General features: G+C 36.1%; 16 protein-coding genes. 14 read left to right on the top strand and 2 right to left on the bottom strand.

Annotated elements, in window-relative coordinates:
* Positions 1-70: 70 nt before the first annotated feature.
* The 6 genes from SH601_RS04230 (at position 71) to SH601_RS04205 (ending at position 6,620) form a co-directional block, all read left to right on the top strand.
* On the top strand, positions 71-1,360 hold the full coding sequence (locus tag SH601_RS04230; protein WP_319957003.1) for a glycoside hydrolase family 27 protein: 1,290 nt from the start codon (positions 71-73) through the stop codon (positions 1,358-1,360).
* A 12-nt stretch (positions 1,361-1,372) separates the two neighbouring features.
* On the top strand, positions 1,373-2,851 hold the full coding sequence (locus SH601_RS04225; protein ID WP_319957002.1) for an alpha-N-arabinofuranosidase: 1,479 nt from the start codon (positions 1,373-1,375) through the stop codon (positions 2,849-2,851).
* 666 nt (positions 2,852-3,517) lie between these two features.
* Positions 3,518-4,342 carry a nickel pincer cofactor biosynthesis protein LarC gene (gene larC, locus SH601_RS04220; protein WP_319957001.1) on the top strand — a complete coding sequence of 275 codons (825 nt, stop codon included), beginning with the start codon at positions 3,518-3,520 and terminating at the stop codon, positions 4,340-4,342.
* A 320-nt stretch (positions 4,343-4,662) separates the two neighbouring features.
* A complete protein-coding gene (locus SH601_RS04215; RefSeq protein WP_319957000.1) occupies positions 4,663-4,833 on the top strand; it encodes a hypothetical protein in 171 nt (56 codons plus the stop codon).
* 402 nt (positions 4,834-5,235) lie between these two features.
* Positions 5,236-5,967 carry a YqcI/YcgG family protein gene (locus SH601_RS04210; protein ID WP_319956999.1) on the top strand — a complete coding sequence of 244 codons (732 nt, stop codon included), beginning with the start codon at positions 5,236-5,238 and terminating at the stop codon, positions 5,965-5,967.
* A gap of 173 nt (positions 5,968-6,140) precedes the next feature.
* A complete protein-coding gene (locus SH601_RS04205) occupies positions 6,141-6,620 on the top strand; it encodes a spore coat protein (protein ID WP_319957317.1) in 480 nt (159 codons plus the stop codon).
* A 140-nt stretch (positions 6,621-6,760) separates the two neighbouring features.
* On the opposite strand, the gene SH601_RS04200 is transcribed toward SH601_RS04205, so the two are convergent.
* Complete coding sequence (locus SH601_RS04200) at positions 6,761-9,049, bottom strand: AraC family transcriptional regulator (protein WP_319956998.1); 2,289 nt, start codon at positions 9,047-9,049, stop codon at positions 6,761-6,763.
* A 41-nt stretch (positions 9,050-9,090) separates the two neighbouring features.
* A complete protein-coding gene (locus SH601_RS04195; RefSeq protein WP_319956997.1) occupies positions 9,091-9,750 on the bottom strand; it encodes a YesL family protein in 660 nt (219 codons plus the stop codon).
* Positions 9,751-10,150: 400 nt separating this feature from the next.
* Here SH601_RS04195 and SH601_RS04190 point away from each other — a divergent pair, with 400 nt between their 5' ends.
* The 8 genes from SH601_RS04190 to SH601_RS04155 all read left to right on the top strand — a co-directional run bounded on the left by SH601_RS04190 (position 10,151) and on the right by SH601_RS04155 (position 19,795).
* Positions 10,151-11,671, top strand: a complete 1,521-nt coding sequence (locus SH601_RS04190; RefSeq protein ID WP_319957316.1) for an extracellular solute-binding protein — start codon at positions 10,151-10,153, stop codon at positions 11,669-11,671.
* 110 nt (positions 11,672-11,781) lie between these two features.
* Positions 11,782-13,272 carry an extracellular solute-binding protein gene (locus SH601_RS04185; protein WP_319957315.1) on the top strand — a complete coding sequence of 497 codons (1,491 nt, stop codon included), beginning with the start codon at positions 11,782-11,784 and terminating at the stop codon, positions 13,270-13,272.
* A 301-nt stretch (positions 13,273-13,573) separates the two neighbouring features.
* Complete coding sequence (locus SH601_RS04180; protein ID WP_319956996.1) at positions 13,574-15,076, top strand: extracellular solute-binding protein; 1,503 nt, start codon at positions 13,574-13,576, stop codon at positions 15,074-15,076.
* 159 nt (positions 15,077-15,235) lie between these two features.
* Positions 15,236-16,198, top strand: a complete 963-nt coding sequence (locus SH601_RS04175; protein ID WP_319956995.1) for an ABC transporter permease — start codon at positions 15,236-15,238, stop codon at positions 16,196-16,198.
* A 26-nt stretch (positions 16,199-16,224) separates the two neighbouring features.
* On the top strand, positions 16,225-17,103 hold the full coding sequence (locus SH601_RS04170) for a carbohydrate ABC transporter permease (RefSeq protein WP_319956994.1): 879 nt from the start codon (positions 16,225-16,227) through the stop codon (positions 17,101-17,103).
* A 24-nt stretch (positions 17,104-17,127) separates the two neighbouring features.
* Complete coding sequence (locus SH601_RS04165) at positions 17,128-18,240, top strand: hypothetical protein (protein ID WP_319956993.1); 1,113 nt, start codon at positions 17,128-17,130, stop codon at positions 18,238-18,240.
* A gap of 23 nt (positions 18,241-18,263) precedes the next feature.
* Entirely contained in the window at positions 18,264-19,478 is a 1,215-nt protein-coding gene (locus SH601_RS04160; RefSeq protein WP_319956992.1) for an MFS transporter, read from the top strand.
* Positions 19,478-19,795: a cupin domain-containing protein gene (locus SH601_RS04155; protein WP_319956991.1), complete on the top strand. Its 318-nt coding sequence runs from the start codon at positions 19,478-19,480 to the stop codon at positions 19,793-19,795. The genes SH601_RS04160 and SH601_RS04155 overlap by 1 nt, the downstream gene beginning before the upstream one ends.

The following is a 19,795-nucleotide window of genomic DNA, read 5'->3' as shown; positions in this document are numbered from 1 at the left end:
AAAGGGTGAAAAGTCATCTTTTTTGGCTTTTCCCTTTTTCCGCGATTACCAAAAAAGGGAGTTGTTTCAGGTGAAGCATCATCAGTATGCAGTAACACCACCGATGGGTTGGAATAGCTGGGATTGTTATGGAGCAACTGTAAGAGAAGATGAAGTAAAGGGTAATGCAGACTATATGGCAGAGCATTTGAAACCATTTGGTTGGGAATATGTTGTTGTCGATATTCAGTGGTCAGAGCCAGGTGCCGTGTCATCTGCTTATCGCCCGTTTGTTCCACTTGAGATGGATGAGTATTCTCGTTTAGTACCCGCTGAGAATCGTTTCCCATCTGCAAAAGATAAACAAGGCTTTAAACCTTTAGCGGACTATGTTCATCAACTAGATTTAAAGTTTGGTATACATATTATGCGAGGGATACCTAGGCAAGCTGTCCATCAAAATACGAAAATTCTAGGTTCTAATAAGCGGGCAAGAGACATCGCTAAGCCGAATTCCATTTGCCCATGGAATACCGATATGTATGGAGTTGACCATACGAAAGATGGTGCTCAACAATATTATGATTCTCTTTTTCAATTGTATGCTGAATGGGGCGTTGATTTTGTTAAGGTGGACGATATTGCAGATTCCAAATTGTATGGTATTCATGCAGAGGAAATAAAAATGATTCGTAAAGCAATTGATCGATGCGGCAGGCCAATGGTTCTTAGTCTATCACCTGGACCAGCTTCACTTGATCAAGCGAGTTTACTAGAAGAACATGCAAATATGTGGCGCATGACAGACGATTATTGGGATATTTGGAAACTACTCTATGACATGTTTGAAAGATGTTATAAGTGGAGTAAAAATATCGGACCAGGCTATTGGCCGGATGCTGATATGTTACCGCTTGGACATATTGGAATACGCTCTGTTGATGGTGGAGCTTCAGACCGATACACGCGATTTACCAAAGATGAACAAATTACGATGATGACGTTATGGACAATTTTTCGCTCGCCGCTCATGTTTGGGGGAGAATTACGTGATAATGATGACTGGACATTGTCACTTATAACGAATGCAGAGGTGCTCGAAGTTCATCGAAATAGTTATGGTGCACGACAAGTTTTCCGAAAGAAAGATCAAGTAGTGTGGCGTTCTTTCGCAGAGGATGGGTCGGTCTATGTAGCATTATTTAATATTGCTGATGAGAAGCAGATAGTAGAAGTTATGTTAGAAGATGTAGATATGAATAGTAATGAGGTAGCGGTTCGTGATCTTTGGGAACAGAAGGATGTAGGTATCTTAACAAATAAGCTTACCTATGAATTAGAACCACATGCTGCAAAATTAGTAAAAATACAAAATTTATAATGAGGTGACAAAATGACAAAGAAAGTAATTGTAAATGCTGATGTAGGTAAAGGGACAATCAATAAAAATATATATGGACATTTTGCGGAGCACTTAGGCCGCTGTATTTATGAAGGTTTCTGGGTAGGAGAAGATTCTGATATCCCAAACACTAATGGTATCCGTAATGATGTAGTAGAAGCATTACGTCAGTTAAACATTCCAGTTCTTCGCTGGCCTGGTGGCTGTTTTGCAGATGAATATCATTGGAAAGATGGAATTGGCCCAAGAGAAAACCGTAAACGTATGGTAAACACACACTGGGGTGGAGTTATTGAGAACAATCATTTCGGTACACATGAATTTTATATGTTATGTGACATGTTAGATACAGAGCCATATATTAATGGAAATGTTGGTAGTGGAACTGTTCAAGAAATGTCTGAATGGGTTGAATACATGACGTTCGATGGTGAATCACCAATGGCTAACTTACGTAAGGAAAATGGGCAAGAAGAGCCATGGAAACTAAAATATTTCGGTGTTGGTAATGAGAACTGGGGCTGTGGTGGTAACATGCGCCCACAATACTATGCGGACTTGTATCGACGCTTCCAGACATATGTAAGAGATTATGGAGATAATAAAATTTTCCGTATTGCTGGTGGTGCAAATGTAGATGACTACAATTGGACAGAAGTATTAATGAGAGAGGCAGCTCCATTTATGGATGGACTAAGCTTACATTATTACGTTCACCCAGGTGGATTCTGGAACAAGGGACCTGCGACTGGATTTGATGAAGATGTTTGGGATATTACAATGGAGAAAACAGTATACACAGAAGAGCTTCTTGAAAAACATAGTACGATTATGGATAAATATGATCCTGAAAAACGTATCGGAATTATTTTCGATGAGTGGGGTGCGTGGTATGATGTAGAACCAGGTACAAACCCAGGATTCTTATATCAACAAAATACGATTCGTGATGCACTTGTTGCAGGTGTTTCCTTAAACATTTTCAATAACCACAATGAGCGTGTGCAAATGGCGAATATCGCCCAAACGATTAATGTTATTCAAGCGATGATTTTAACAGATAAAGAAAAAATGATCTTAACGCCAACATATCATGTGTTCGAAATGTACAAAGAACATCAAGATGCGGATCGCTTAGATCTTAATATTGAAAGTGACACAATCAAAGTGGGCGAAAAGGAAATTCCACAAGTTTCTGCTTCTGCTTCAAAAGCAGCAGATGGATCCGTTACTATTACATTATGTAACCTTGATAAAGCAAAAACAGCGGATTTATCCATCGATTTACGAGGAAAAGACCTTACAGATGTGTCAGCTCGTGTTATTACAGCGGATGAATTAGATGCACATAATACATTTGACAATCCGGACAAAGTGAAACCAGTAGCATTCAATGATTTCCAAACGAGTGGTAGTGAACTATCATTAACATTACCGTCTAAGTCTGTTTTAAGCGTAAAAATTAAATAATAATTATAAAAGGAAATCGGTGAGAAACAACTTGCCGATTTTCTTTTTTACAAGCTTCATTTTATCTGTAGTCACAAGCTGTGTTTTCGTAGTCTAAAAGCAAGAGTCTTTTGTGGGCTAGTCTTTCTTCCATTCTATTGATGATGAGTGCTGGCATAAGCTCCGACAAAACACTACGCTATGTGATGCGATCTAATGTTTGAAAGTAGAAACATGTTAAAATCACATCCCGGTTAGGAGATTGCTTTTTATATGTAGCACGGATATCTCTACCCTTAGCACATGCGACCATCGTGTTCTATGGACATAGAACCTTCGTTGTTTTCTCTCAAACATCAGACGTGTAAATCTAGCGAAGGCAGAATACGGAGACTCCTACGGAAAAAGCGCAGTCTGAAAATCCACTTTTCAACCGCTTTTGTTGAAAAGTTAGTTGAAGACAAGCCCGTGGAACGCGGAGTATTCTGACGTAGCGAAAAGTTTTCCACTATCCATCAATAAGTATGAGTGAGTGCATTTCATCGAGTAGCCGACGTGTATCAACACGGACTCTCGCTTTTAGACTTCGTAAGTGTGGCGGTTAGAATGGTAGTTAATGATTGTTATTGTGCAAAACTATATGGTTAGATAAAATGATAATAATACAATAATCAGGAGGAAAATATCATGACTAAAACCCTTTATTTTGACTGCTTTACAGGAATCAGTGGAGATATGACGATTGCAGCACTATTAGATACAGGTATTTCATTTGAATGGTTTGAGAATGAGTTAAAAGCTTTAGGTTTAGCAGAAGAATACGAATTGAAATTACATAAAGTCATAAAAAACGGAATAAATAGTAACAAGTTTGATGTTATATATGAAAACAATCAACAAGAACATGACCATACACATAATCATCATGAACATAGTCACCAACACGACCATACACATAATCACCATCATCATGGTCATAATCACTCCCATAGTCACCATCACAGACATTATAAAGACATTGTGCAACTTATTGAGCAAAGTGAATTGAATGATTCTGTGAAGCGTATGTCACTCGAGATGTTTCGTGAAATTGGAGAGGCAGAAGCGAAAATCCACGGAATGGATCTACAAAATGTACATTTTCATGAAGTTGGTGCAATAGATTCGATTATTGATATCGTAGGTACTGCTATTTTAGTTGATGCATTAAAGGTAGATAAAATAATTTCTGCATCTGTACCAGTTGGGTCAGGTCACATTCATATAGATCATGGTATTTACCCTGTTCCAGCACCCGCGACATTGGAGGTATTGAAAGGCGTTCCGTTAAAAGAAAGTAAAATAAAAGGGGAATTAACAACGCCTACAGGAGCAGCGATTATTAAAACGTTAGCAAAAGAGTTCTCCACAATGCCAAATTTTAAAGTTGAAAAAATCGGATATGGTGCAGGGACAAAAACTTTTGATAATCAACCGAATGTATTAAGGATAATTGTGGGGGAGAGTGTGTAACCCTTGAAGAGGGGTGCAATATAGTTTGTTTAAACATTGATAATGGGTTAATAAGTTTGTGGGACCATGATACGGAACTTATGAATGAGGATGTTTTGTCTACTAATTCTCTTGTAAAAGTTGTGAGGAATTTTTTAGTCTTATGAAACCATATCACCATCATGAAGTGATTTAGATGATTACAAAGTTGAAGATGTTTGGATTGACCCTGATCTTTTAAAAGAATTAAAAAATGATGAAGATTGATAGCAAAACCTACAGTAAAAACCTTGATTGGCTATATGCCTTTCAAGGTTTTCTCTTGGGGAGGGGCTACCTAGTTGGATCAAATATTGAGAAGATGGGAATCTATAGATAAGGATGATGGAGAAGAAGTGGATAACATATTATTTGAATTTCATAGAATCCTAACAGCATATGAATGGCACTTCTCAGAAATCAGTGATTTAAATATAAAGGTTTTAAAATTTTATAAGGATAAAGATGAATAATAGGCAGTAGTAGGGGTTTTAAAAAATAAAGGTGTTTCCATTCTTCTAAGGGATAGGATGGAAATTTGCAAGTTATAATATTGTAGTCACGATTTCCTTTGACAGAAATATTTGTGGTGACTAGCTCCTTATTCAACAACACGACCATACAGATAGATGATCCTGAACATAATCATGAACACAACCATGCACACAGTTACCACTCACATAGTGATCATCACTGATATTATAAAGATATTGTACCATTCAGATAATTCTTTCGTAATTAAGTTATTTGATAGAAGAAAGTCCGCCACAATAAACCATCTTATAATCATTACCTCCGCTAGTGCCTATTTTATTTAGACATTTACCCAAATACTACTTGGATGCATAAGATGTGATAGGCGTGAGGTGATTAATATGAAAAAATTATACAATAAAGCTGATTTAACGAGAGACAAATCACTTGATTATCAGAAGAGAATGATGATTAGACAATTTACTGAAAAAATGTCAGATAGAGAGCATCTATTTCCTTGTGTTCCTGCAATGATTGGTTATTCGTTAGACCAGTTACGATATGGCTTTGTTGGAGATCCGACAGAAGAGGACACTATTCATGAACTCGCTGATTTATTACGTATTTATTCGGAACGGTCAAGGGAATATGGAAAATACACTTCATTGATCATTTTTTATGATATATCAGAGGAAATGAACAAAACTCACGGAATAGAGCAATATGAACAACTATTTTGGAAGCAACTAAGTGAATTAATTGATCAAGACAATGCGGAATGGCCAAGCGAGATTCCAACAGATCCGAATCATAACATGTGGGAATTTTGTTTTCATGGTGAAAGGTACTTTGTGTATTGTGCAACCCCATCACATAAAAATCGAAACAGCAGATCTTTTCCAACCTATATGTTAGCTATTACCCCAAGATGGGTGTTTCAGCAATTTAAAGAATCTAAATATGCAGAAAAAATAATAGAAAAAGTAAGAAGAAGAATAGAAAAGTACGATTCCGTTCCTATTCATCCTGAGTTAAAAACATATGGAGAAAATAATAATTATGAGTGGAAACAGTATTTTTTACGGGATGATAACCAGTCTTTATCTAAGTGTCCATTTCATTTTAAACAATAATGACTCTACAGCCACATTTTGTGAGAGTGTTATTTTGAAAAAAGATTTACCATGTTAATAAAAATGAATATATTTTTTCTTTAACAAGTGTTTTGGTGGGATAAGTACCCAATATTTTTTCCTAACATACACTATAGGGGAATATCAAAAAGGAGAGATATTAATTGGATAAAATTTTTCATCAACCAACACTTGCCTGGCATGAAACATTGGAAATTCACGAATTAGTAGCATTTCAAGCCATAGGTTTAATGAAATTAAAAATGGGCTTACAACAAATTGACGATCCAGCACTGCAAAATATTTATATGCAAACAATCAAGGAACTGGAAATGAATTTAAATGAGCTTTTGCAATTCTATCCTTATGCACCACACCCTGGCCAATCCAGTGATTATCGTGTTTCAGACAGTTTTTTTGCGGGGGATTTATTATCTTTCGCAAAGACAGCCGTAAGAAATTATGGTATTGCCATTACAGAAGTTGCTACCCCGGCATTAAGGAATGTATTAAAGAAACAAATGAACAAGGCAGTTGCAAGTCATGAACGAATTTATAACTATATGTATCAAACTGGTAATTATCCGTCATATAACTTAAACCAGCTACTTCAACATGATATGGTCTTGGCTAAAAAAGCAATGTCTATGTAGTAGGATGGATAATGGTAGGCGGAAATCTAGGAACAGTAATTTTACTACGGTGTCATCCGTAAATCCCTACTTTAATAATCAGTTGGAGCAAAAAACGAACAATAACAATGGTATTTCCCCCATCCGTTATTGTTCGTTTTTTACGCTTCTTTACTTTTATACTGTGCACGATATTTACCTGGCGTAATTTCCTCCATTTTTCTAAAAGAGCGGATAAAATTTTGTGAATTATTATATTGTAATCTTTCGGCAATTTCTTTGACAGACATATTGGTTGTTACTAACCATTCTTTCGCTTTATTCAGGCGATAGCGAAGTAAATATTCACTAAAGGAATAACCTGTTTCTTTTTGGAAAATGCTACTTAAATAGTTAGGATTATAATGTAATTCAGCAGCAATGACATCAAGGGAAATATCCTTATCATAGTCTTCGTGAATGATTCGAATCATTCGATCAGATATTTTCTTGTTTTTAGAGTCATCTTTGGCATCAATACTGTCGATGAGTGGGATAATAATTCGTTTACTAACCCAATCATGAATTGCTTCAATCGAATTCAGGTTTTGATAGTAAGTGATCATGTCTGTTGATTGAAAGTCCTCTACTGTTGCTCCGAGTAATTCTTTTAATTCATATAACTCGTATAAAAATCTTGATAAAATAATTTCTAGTTGTTGATGATTCATATCATGCCGAGCGATATAATCAAAGAATTTGGAGAGCTCTGATAATGCCTTATCTTTATCACTTAACTTAATACCGTCAAATATTTTATTCTTAATAGCTGTAGGGTATGGCGCAACACTTGAATAGCGCCTATTTAAGTTTTCATAAAAAATGATAGAAGATTCGCCCATTTTCAAACGATACTTTAATGCTTCTTTACTTTCTTTGAAGGCTCGATTTGCCTCTTGTAAATCACTGAATCGATTACTAATACCGATACTAACAGATAAGTGGAATAGTTCCATTACTTTGTTTTGGATTATTTTTACTTTTTGATTAATAGTATGGGTATAGTTTGCCTTATTTTCAGAGTCTAAAATGATAATCGTTGATTGTGTATCATTAATAACAACTGGTGTAAAACGCTCATCCTCTGCAATGAGGTCCTCAATTAGGTTATTAATAGCAAATAAAATTAAATCACGATCGTTTTTCTCGAATTTTTTCTGATCGATCTCATCTAATTTTAACGAAAAAACAGTTAGTTCTGTCCAATCTTTCTTATAATGAAATGATTTTAGTTTTAACGGGAGCTCGTTTGTTGTAACTTTTCCTTGTAATAGGCGAATCATAAATAAATGCTTTAACTGTGTGATTTGACTTTCTACCCGTCTTTCTAATTGGTTATTTTGATTAAGTAGTTTTTCAATATGTGTTTCAATTAGGTCAAACTCGTTAGCATTTCTATCCGTGGCAGATGGACCAATTACTTTCTGTAGTTTTTTAACAGGCTTATATAAAATCCTACTACCGATGAAGGCAAAGCATAAAGAAATAATAAGTAATATAGCAACAATCAGTGCAGTAAGCCACCCAATCGATACGGATTTCATATGTAGATCAGAAAGTTTTACTAAAGATAAATATGTCCAGCCATTATAATCAGATGTTTGATACGAAACTTTAAAATCAACACCACTAATCTCATATTCAAATTGTCCTGTAGATTCATTTTGATCAATTAATTCAAATAAATTGTTCGGTATATAACCATCTTCACCAGTATACTCAGCATTACTGTGGGCAATGGTGTTACGATTCTCATCTAATAAAATGAATGATTCATTATCAACGGTTTGAGTCATAATTTGATTGAGCTCACATGTAGGAATAACAACAGAAATAAGTCCGTTTGGATTAGTTGATAACATCGGTAATTTCTTTACTAAATTAATATACTGAGAACATGATTTTTTGGTAGCGTTCGGTATTTTTAGTTGACTAGCATCCTCCAGTAACCACGTAGATTGATTAGGTAGACGCAAATAGTTAGTATTAATCTGCTCGAACGTTTGCCCATCTAGCCGTACTAATCCATCATTATTCACCAACCACTTGTGATCAAAGCTAACTAGTACAACATCTTCTATACCTGTATCGATTGTCTGTAAATGGTTTAGATCCTTTCGTAATTTGTTAAAGTCATGAAAGGATCTTCCGTTCATATCTGATTTTAAAAATTCTGTTGTTTGAGCGGAACGGACAAAATAGGTCGTCGATAAATCAATATATTTTAATACTTGCTCGACATTTGTCTGGATTTGAAAGATATTTTGTTTCTTTTCTTCATTAGAATAATCGACAATTGCTTTGGCAGATTGCCAGTACGATAATCCTCCAGTGATGATAACAGGTACCGTACTTAAAATAACTAAAAAAGCGATTAATTTAAAATAATGTTGAGTAGACAATTTTTTCATAGGCATACTTCCTTCATCATTATTTTTGAATTTGTAGAGTACTAGGAAGTAGGGATCGACGTTTCATTACTTAACTCTTGTTGTTTTTTCAGAAGCTGACTAAACCCAATATGAACAATAAACATCGTTAAGTAAGCGCTAACACTAAAAGAGAAAAAAAGTGTAATGCCCGGCAGTCTGAACGAGACATAGTACATGCCAGCTAATACAGCTAATGTGCATATGGAATAATGTAAATTAATCGCACCGATAGAAACGGCGTAGCGAATGTACTGCCAAAATCGAAGTTGATAGTGAACAAACACAGGCGCAATATAAAGTACCAGCATGACATACAGAAAAGCGGCTATAATAAAAATGCCGAGAAGGACTGGATAAAAGCTAGAGTCGTGCATAAACCCAGTATAATTCAAAAAGACTGATAAAAAGTATCCGATAACATAAAGGATTATTCCTAGAAGATTGGCACGAATAAAATGCCGTTTATATTCTTTGAAAAAGAGTTCGAAGATAGCAATATCATAATCCTTTAATACCCATTTTCGAACAACGGCAAACATAGCAATTGTTGCTGGCATGATTCCAAAGAAAATTAATCCGAGTAGCGTGAAAGCAATCCACAGCATATTTAGCCATGCGAATCTCATCACCCACACACTGATCCGATAAAAACCGCCCCATAGTCCTGAAATTTCCATCATTAATCATCACCTAATTCTGTAAATTAAATGTTCTTATATCTAGAATACCTCTAAATAAACGTTTCGTAAACAAATAATTTAAGCGTTTTCATATTATAATCATCATGTTAGGTGGCGCTAACCTTCATGCTTCAAGGAATGGACTAGCTTAGAACTAAAGAGAATAATCATTATTTCATATTATTTCATTTTGCAAGAAAAAATGATTATTTAATCCAAATGTTTATAATTTTTCTTTTATATAGTAAGCGTTTACAATCCCTGTAATAAAGTGATTATATACAAATGAATGGTAGTTTCATACTATTAGATTGTACACGGCGAGCAATTGTTGTGTGAAAAAAATTCATATTTATGGAGGGTGGTTCATTTGAGTATTGGAAAGAAATTGGTAGGAATTATGTTGCTGCTATTACTCGCTTTGTTAGTAGCGTGTAGTGGAGATTCTGCAACAGACAGTGGAAATAATGCAGATGATGACAATACATCAGAGGAAGATACAACAGATACGAATGATGGCGATACTAATTCAGACGATCCGTTTTCATTTACTATCATGGCAAACTTACACACACCTGAAGTACCGAACGACAAGATTTTAGAAAAAATTGAAGAAGCAACAAACACAGATATAGAAGTTCAATGGGTACCAGATAATAATTATGAAGATCGATTAAACACAGCATTTGCAACAAGTTCGTTACCAGAGGCAGTATTTTTGAAAAACCAAGCGACATTTATCCAATTTCGTGATGCGTTGGAAGATGAGCAATTCTGGGAAGTTGGACAGTATTTAGATCAATTTGATAATTTATCTAAGTTAAAAGAGAATGTATTGGATAACACAAGAGTAAATGGGAATTTATACACATTATATCAAGGACGTCCATTAGCTAGACAAGGTATTATCTATCGTAAGGACTGGGCAGACAATCTTGGATTAGACGCTCCAACTACAACGGATGAATTCATGGAAATGGTGAGAGCGTTTACGGAAGATGACCCAAATGGAAGTGGTGAAGATGATACGTTTGGTCTAACAGATCGTAGTGATTTAATTTACGGAGCATTTAAAACAGTTGCTTCCTGGTTTGGTACGCCAAACGAATGGGGAGAGAAAGATGGCGAACTGTTACCAGAATTTATGTTTGATGAATATAAAGAAACAATGGACTTTTTTAAAGAAATGCATGAAAAAGGATATATCAATCAAGACTTTCCGGTAACAAGTAAAACAGATCAACAAGAATTCTTCAAAAATGGTTCAGCGGGCGTATATGTCGGTTCAATGGGAGATGTTGTTAGTTTAAATAATGATGCAATAGCCATTAATCCCGATGCAGAATTTGACGTGCATAACCGTGTAGCAGGTCCAGATGGTGAATTTGGTGTTTGGGCAATACCTGGTTATGGTAGTTTGATAATGTTTCCGAAAAGTGCTGTAGAAACAGAGGAACAGTTACTTAAAATATTAGGCTTCTTTGATCAGTTAATGACTCCTGAAGTAATGAACTATGCATACTGGGGAATTGAAGGTGAGCACTATGAAGTAGTCGAAGGTGGTGCCCTTCCGACAGAAGATCAATCATTATTTGATCGTGAAGTAAAACCATATCAGACACTTGAAATTGGCGAACCTGAAACAAATGGACGTTATGAAGGTCACTTTGATTATGATGCAAAAGCGAAATCAGAAGAGTTGTTTAAGGATAACGAGAACTTCTTAATCGAAGACCCTACAGTACCATTATATTCAGAAACATATGTCAATGATGGTGTAAGGCTGCAAGAGATTATTACCGATGCAACATATAACTATATTTTAGGTCAGTTAGATGAAGATGGGTTTGATCAAGCAGTTGAAAACTGGAGATCGCAAGGTGGAGACAAAATAATCGAAGAATATAATGCAGCACAATAACGATAAAGATAGCCCCTTAAAATATCCTTTTAAGGGGCTATCTTTCACAAGCCAGTACACATATAAGGAAGGTGATTCACTTGTTTTCATGGAAAAATATCTTCGGTGTAATGTTGCTAGCCACTTTGTTAATTGGTTGTAGCAGTAATACGTCAAGTGAGGGTGAAAAGACAAAAGAAGAGACAGTAAGTGGTGACCAAACGGTGGACGAAGGAGAACCACTCTCATTTACAATCATGGCGAACCTTCATACACCCGAAGTACCGAGTGATAAGATTCTCAACAAGATAGAAGAAGCAACGAATACAGAAATTGATATCCAGTGGGTTCCTGATAATAATTATGAAGATAGGTTGAATACAGCATTCGCAACAAATACGCTACCAGAAGCAGTGTTTTTGAAAAATCAAGCAACATTTATTCAATATCGTGATGCGATGGAAGATGGGCAGTTTTGGGAAATAGGACAATATTTAGACCAATTTGAGCATTTATCAAAGTTAAAAGAAAATATTTTAGATAATACACGGATTCAAGGCGAGCTTTATTCGTTATACCAAGGACGTCCTTTATCACGACAAGGATTCATATTTCGTAAAGATTGGGCAGATAACTTAGGTTTAGATACACCAACGACAACGGATGAGTTTATGGAGATGGCTCGAGCATTCACCGAGGATGACCCGAATGGTAGTGGAGAGGATGATACATTCGGTCTTTCAGATCGTAATGATTTGATTTATGGTGCATTTAAAACGGTTTCCTCTTGGTTTGGTACGCCGAACAATTGGGGTGAGAAAGATGGAGAATTACTGCCAGAATTTATGTTTGATGAATATAAACAGACGATGGATTTCTTTAGAGAAATGCATGAAAAAGGCTATATTAATCAAGATTTCCCGGTAACATCTAGTACAGATCAACAAGAATTCGTTAAAAATGGAACAGCAGGAATGTATGTTGGGAATATATCATTCGTTGGAACACTTTACAATGATACGGTAGCGATTAATCCAGATGCTGCATTTGATGTGCAAAATTACGTTGAAGGTCCAGATGGTGAGTTTGGTGTTTGGGCAATACCTGGTTATGGAAGTTTAGTGATGTTTCCGAAAAATGCGATTGAGACAGAGGAGAAACTACTGAAAATATTAGGTTTCTTCGATCAATTAATGACACCTGAATTGATCAACTATGCTTATTGGGGAATAGAAGGGGAGCATTATGAAGTGAAAGATGGTAGTGCTCAAACGACAGATGATCAAACGTTATTTGATAGAGAAGTAAAACCATACCAATCATTAGAAATTGGTGAACCAGAAACAAATGGACGTCTCGAAGGTTTTTTTGATTATGATGTAAAGGAAAAGGCAGAAGAGTTAGTGAAAGATAATGACCAATATTTAATCGAAGATCCTACACTTTCTTTATACTCAGAGACTTATGTAAACGATGGAGCGAGACTTCAAGAGATTATTACCGATGCAACGTATAATTATATGTTAGGTCAATTGGATGATGAAGGATTTGATCAAGCTGTAGAAAATTGGCGATCACAAGGTGGAAATAAAATCATGGAAGAATTTAATGCAGCACAATAATCATTCTATCACCTAGTCGAAAAAAGGATGATAATAGGAGTTCTAGCCGGAAATGAAAGCATAGATAATCATTATGTTATGATGATTGTTTACCTTAGATGATACAGAAAAAACGAGTATTTATGCGGTTTTGAGCAACTATTAAGATAATGATTATTTACGTTATACAACCTTTTATATAATATTTGATTAAGGCAACAGTGCATGTGGAGTTAATAAGCAATGAATATTATCGGAATTATGAAATCGCTTACTTTAACAACGGTAGCATTGTTGTACAAAATCAGATAAATAGAAGGTGATGGATTTGAGGAAAAAATGGCAAATAATTATGTTAGGGATTGTTGTTTTATTGGTCATTACAGCTTGTAGTAGTGATAACAATGCATCAAGTGATAGTAGCAGTAGTGGTGAAGAAGCAGGTAATTCTTTCACTATTATGGCAAACTTGCACACACCAGAAGTTCCAAACGACAAAATACTAGATAAAGTAAATGAGATAACAGGTAAAGAGGTAGATATTCAATGGGTTCCAGACAGTAATTATGAAGATCGATTAAATACAGCATTTGCGACTAACTCATTACCTGAAGCAGTTTTTTTGAAAAATCAAGCTTCCTTTATTCAATTTCGTGAAGCAATCGAAGACGGACAGTTTTGGGAGGTTGGCCAATATTTAGAGCAGTTTGAAAACCTCTCTAAACTAAAAGATACCGTACTAGATAATACAAACGTTGATGGCAAGCTATATACGCTATATCAAGGGCGACCATTATCAAGTCAAGGGTTAATATACCGTAAGGATTGGGCAGATAATTTAGGATTAGATGCACCAACCACAACAGATGAGTTTATGGAAATGGCGCGGGCGTTTACAGAAGATGATCCTAATGAAAATGGTGAAGATGATACGTTTGGTTTAACGGATCGTAGTGACTTAATCTATGGAGCATTTAAAACCGTAGCTTCCTGGTTTGGTACACCGAACAATTGGGGCGAAAAAGATGGTGAATTATTGCCAGAGTTTATGTTTGATGAATACAAACAAACAATGGATTTCTTTAAAGAAATGTATGATAACGGTTATATTAATCAAGATTTCCCTGTAACAAGTAAAACAGATCAACAAGAATTCTTTAAAAATGGTACAGCCGGTATGTATGTAGGTTCAATGGGTGATGTAGTTAGTATTAATAATGATGCGATCCAGATTAATGAAGAGGTGTTGTTTGATGTACAAAATGAGATTGCAGGTCCGGATGGAGAATTTGGTGTTTGGTCGATCCCTGGTTATGGAAGTTTAGTAATGTTCCCGAAAAGTTCCGTTGAATCAGAAGAAGAGCTTTTAAATATTTTAGATTTCTTCGATCAATTGATGACACCAGAGGTAGCCAACTTAACTTACTGGGGTATTGAAGGAGAACATTATGAAGTTGTAGATGATAAAGCATTACCGTCTGATGATAAATCATTAACAGATAGTGAAGTGAAACCCTATATGTCAATTGGAATTGGAGAGCCAGAAACGAATGGACGTTATGAATCGCAATTTGACTATGATGTGAAAGAAAAAGCCGAAGAATTAACGAAAGATAACGAAAATCATTTAATTGAGGATCCTAGTGTATCACTTTATTCAGAAACATATGTAAACGATGGAGCTAGATTACAAGAGATCATCACTGACGCAACATATAACTATATTATCGGTCAATTAGATGAGGCAGGATTTGAAGACGCAATTGAAAGCTGGAAATCACAAGGCGGCGAAGACATCATCGAAGAATACAACGCATCTAATTAGTAAATAAGTTTGTAGAAAAGTATCACGTTTAATGTTTTAAGACTAAATCTGATCAGTAAAAGGGAAGATATGCTGCATAATGCCGCTGTCAGTAAGATATCACAGCGGTATTATCACACCACTTTTCCTTATGGAATCTAAAAAGAAAGGATGCTGCTTATGGAGACTTCGACATTGACGGCTGAAGAAGAAAAAAAGCAAGTCAAGAAGATAAAACGTTCCGAAACATGGCGTCGGATCAAGCGGAACAAAATGATTTATTTAATGATTTTACCAGGTTTAATTTATTTTCTAATTTATAAATATTTGCCGATGTATGGACTCATTATCTCATTTATGGATTATAAGCCATACCTAGGGATAATGGGAAGTCAATGGGTTGGCTTTGACCACTTTGCACGTTTATTTAACAGTGCAGAGTTTTGGATGATTTTCAAAAATACACTCATTTTGTTCGCGTTACAACTATTTATTTTCTTCCCAATACCGATCATTATTTCACTCATGTTAAATGAAGTAAGACACAGCTTTTTCAAACGAGGTGTGCAAACCTTAATCTATATACCACACTTCATGTCATGGGTAGTAATTGTATCAATTAGTTATGTAATGTTGACATTAGATGGCGGTATTGTAAACGCTATCCTAGAATCTTTAGGATTTCAAAAAGTCAATTTCTTATTAAATGAAGATTGGTTTAGACCAATGTATATTTTGCAAGTAATTTGGCGTGAAGCTGGATGGGGAACGATTATCTTCTTGGCTGCTATTACCGCAGTAGACCCACAGCTATATGAAGCAGCACGAATGGATGGGGCAAATCGTTTCCGTCAAATGTGGCATATCACCTTGCCGGCAATCCGTAACGTTATTATCGTTCTTTTAATTTTAAAAATTGGAGATGTTTTAGAGTTAGGGTTTGAGCATGTTTATTTATTACTGAACTCGTCTAACCGTAATGTTGCAGAGATATTTGATACGTATGTATATGTTGCTGGTCTGCAGCAAGGACAATTCAGTTACAGTACCGCGGTTGGGTTCTTTAAAGGTGGCATAGGGCTCATTTTAGTAGTCTTTGCTAACTGGTTAGCGAAGAAATTTAATGAAGAAGGAATCTATTAATTTGGAAATAGGTGAGGTGAAAAAATATGGCTCAACGACGGATTTCTACAGGTAGTAGAGTATTTGATTTCTTTAATTACTTTTTGTTAGCACTTTTAGCTATTATTACGGTTCTTCCGTTTATTCATGTTGTCGGTAGTTCCTTCGCTACAAGTGCTGAGATTGCTAGAACAAAGTTTTTACTATTCCCAACAGAGTTCTCTTTGCAAGCCTATAAATATATCTTCTCAACTGATACTATTTTCCGAGCGTTAGGTGTATCCATCATCGTAACGGTAGGAGGAACGTTGTGGAGTATGTTGTTCTCTGTCTTAACTGCCTATGGTTTATCGAGAAGAGATTTAGTTGGAAGACGTGTTATTAACTTTTTGATCGTGTTTACATTGCTATTTAATGGTGGGATGATCCCGACATTCTTAGTTGTTCAACAAACAGGTTTACTAGACTCATTATGGGCGTTAATTATCCCTGTGACAATTAATGCATTTAATATGATTATCTTGCGTAGTTTCTTTATGAACCTACCTCAAGGACTAGAAGAATCAGCGAAAATTGATGGTGCGAATGATTTCAGTATTTTATTCCGAATTGTTATTCCGATCTCGCTTCCAGCGATTGCGACTATTTCACTATTCTATGCCGTAACATATTGGAATACGTATATGCATGCGATTCTTTATTTGGCAGATGCAGATAAATGGCCGGTGCAAGTATTGTTACGACAAATCGTTGTATTAGCGAGTGGGATGAATTACGATGCCGAGGCATATTCCGATGTTCCGCCACCAGAAGTAACGGTTAAGATGGCGACGATTGTAGTAGCAACAGTTCCAGTATTGCTAGTGTATCCATTTTTACAAAAATATTTTGCTAAAGGTGCATTACTAGGATCGGTAAAAGGTTAATTCACACTAAGAGGTGTATGTCCAATGACGAACCAGAATTGGCTTGATGAAACTAGTCGTAGATTGGATCACTTGTTTGATAGTTTGTTTGTTTGGCTGTCGGAACAATTTGATCCGATTACCGGAGGATTTTACTATGCGAGAAGTTCTGTTCAAGGTAAGCAGTTTGCGCCAGATATTGAGTCGACTGCTCAAGCGATTAATATTCTCCTTCGGTATCAGTTACTAGATCAATTGCCACAAGAAACAAAAGCGAAATTAATTAGCTTTTTTCAAAAAAAGCAAGATGTTCATACCGGGTATTTCTATGATGAAAATCCGAATATGAAAAAAGATGAAGTAATGGTACATCGAGCACTTGCCTATGCACAAAACAGTTTAAAACGATTAGGAAGTAAGCCTTTATTTGCCTTACCGGTTGAACAACAAGTAGCGCCAAGCTATACGGAGTCATTGTCTGCTTATCAGGAAAAATGGGATAGCATTGAGCTTTCGAATAGCTGGCGTGGTTGTGATTTACTTGCATCAACGACTGTCTATTTCTCACAGATGGAGAAAGCAAAGAAAGCGCAGTACGTCGAGGCTTTCGCGAAATATTTAGCAGAAAAGCAAGATAGAGATACAGGGTTATGGGGAGAAGGTTCCTTGTATGTACGTATATCTGGCACGTTTAAATTGCACACATTCTACCGGAGACACCGTATTCCAATGCCGAATCAAGCGCAGATGTACCAAACTATTCTTACGTGCCTAAGAACTGAAGAGGCGATGGATATGTGCTATATCCGTAATCCAATTGACTTGATTAGTTATATGAAACCAGCTATGACAGAAAAGGAATTAAAAGAAATTTCAGTAATATCGGTCCACAATATGGAACGATTAAAACGGCGAGATGGTGCTTTTTCAAGAGAATTAGCACATTCACCAAAAGCGCCAAATGTTGCACAAGTGAAACAGGGAGACTTTTACCCAAATATGCCTGCAGCAGTAGAGATCGGTGCAGGACTAATAGAAGGCGATATGAACGCTACGACACAAGCAACATTGATTCGCGAGCAGCTACATCAGTTGTGGGGAAAGCAGAAGGGTTCCATACCGACTACTTTAACAGGACCGATTATTACAGGAAAATAAGCGAACAGAAAGAAGTGTAAGGCTTGGTTCAATCAATGAAAAAGCTAAATAAGGAAAAGCGTCTGTCTTCTCATGCTGTCCAAATATTAATTAATCAAGCAATCTTTCAATTTGGTGGCTCATTATCGATTATCTTTATTAATTTGTATCTATGGCGATTGACGAATGATTTATGGATAAATGGCATGTATAATTTGGTCGCCATTTTATCTCAAGCTGTGGCAACCTTTCTCATCGGGAAGATGTCGAAGAAAAAAGGTAGAACAACGATCTATCGCTACGGGATATTGATGACGGCCATCTTTTATTTACTTATTGTTATCGTGCAAGAAGAAATTGTTCATTACTTTTACTTATTTGCATTACTACGTGGAATTGCGCAAGGACTTTATTGGGTCGCGTATTTTACGATTGTGCATGAAGTATCATCTGATCAAAATCGTCACCGTTATTTAGGCTGGAATCAAATCGTGATGGGTGCAAGTAATTTAATTGCACCAGCACTTTCTGGATTCATTATTGGTTTATTTGCTGGATTATCAGGCTATTTAATTGTCTTTTCCATTGCGTTTATGATGTTTTTCATTGCTACAATCGGTAGTTTTAGGATCAAGAAGGAAACACTACGCCATAGAAATTATTATATGAAATATTTAGGTCAAATTATTGATCGACAAAAGGCATTTCGCAAAGCATTATTCGGCTGGTTTATTATCGGTTTTCCACAAGGTATTTTGATGTATATTCCGCCAATTCTCATTTATAGCATCTTCGAGGATGAAGGGGTAGTTGGTTACTTAAACGCAGGGTTTTTATCAGTGTCCATTCTAGCGAGCTATATTATTTCGCGTTTTGCTGATGTTGACCAAACGAAAAAATATTTATGGATTGCAGCAATTGGCTTCTTTGTCTCTTCTATCTTTTTAACATGGGAAATCGCGATTTGGAGTGTCATCTTGTTTATGGTGACGCAAAATATGTTTAAGCCATTACAAGCAAATGCCTATGCAGCTTATTATTTTCAGTGGATTGACCGGTTGCCACTAGGTTCAGAGTTTCGGGTGGAATCCGTTGTTTTACGAGAAACGATCATTAATGTTGGTCGAGGTTTAGGAATTATTGTGTTTATGTTGTTTTCGGATGGAATTGATACGATTACTGTTGCTTATGTGATTATGCTAGCAATGGCAATTCAACTCATTTTACCAATGATTACAAAGTTGAAAGGAGAATCATAATGGCGGTTAATGAATGGGAGCAAGCAGAGCCAGGAGTAAGGCGAAAGATACATGAACCTGGTCAGCAATTAATGATGATGGAAGTTGTTTTTGAAGAGGGAGCAGAAGGATCGGCGCATAGTCATCCACATGAGCAATTAACGTATTGTTTAGCAGGGAAGCTAGCTTTTCATATTGATGGAGAGGAAATCACCATTGAAGAAGGCGACTCGTTAACAATCCCTCCCAATGCTGTTCACGGAGTTACCGCATTAACGAAAAGTAAGCTATTAGATGTATTTACCCCGTTACGAGAAGATTTATTAGATAAGGAGTGA

Source organism: Gracilibacillus pellucidus (assembly GCF_033949965.1).
GTDB classification, from domain to species: Bacteria; Bacillota; Bacilli; order Bacillales; family Amphibacillaceae; genus Gracilibacillus; species Gracilibacillus pellucidus.
Note: the sequence above shows the minus strand (reverse complement) of the source record. Positions and strands in the feature narration are given on the sequence as shown.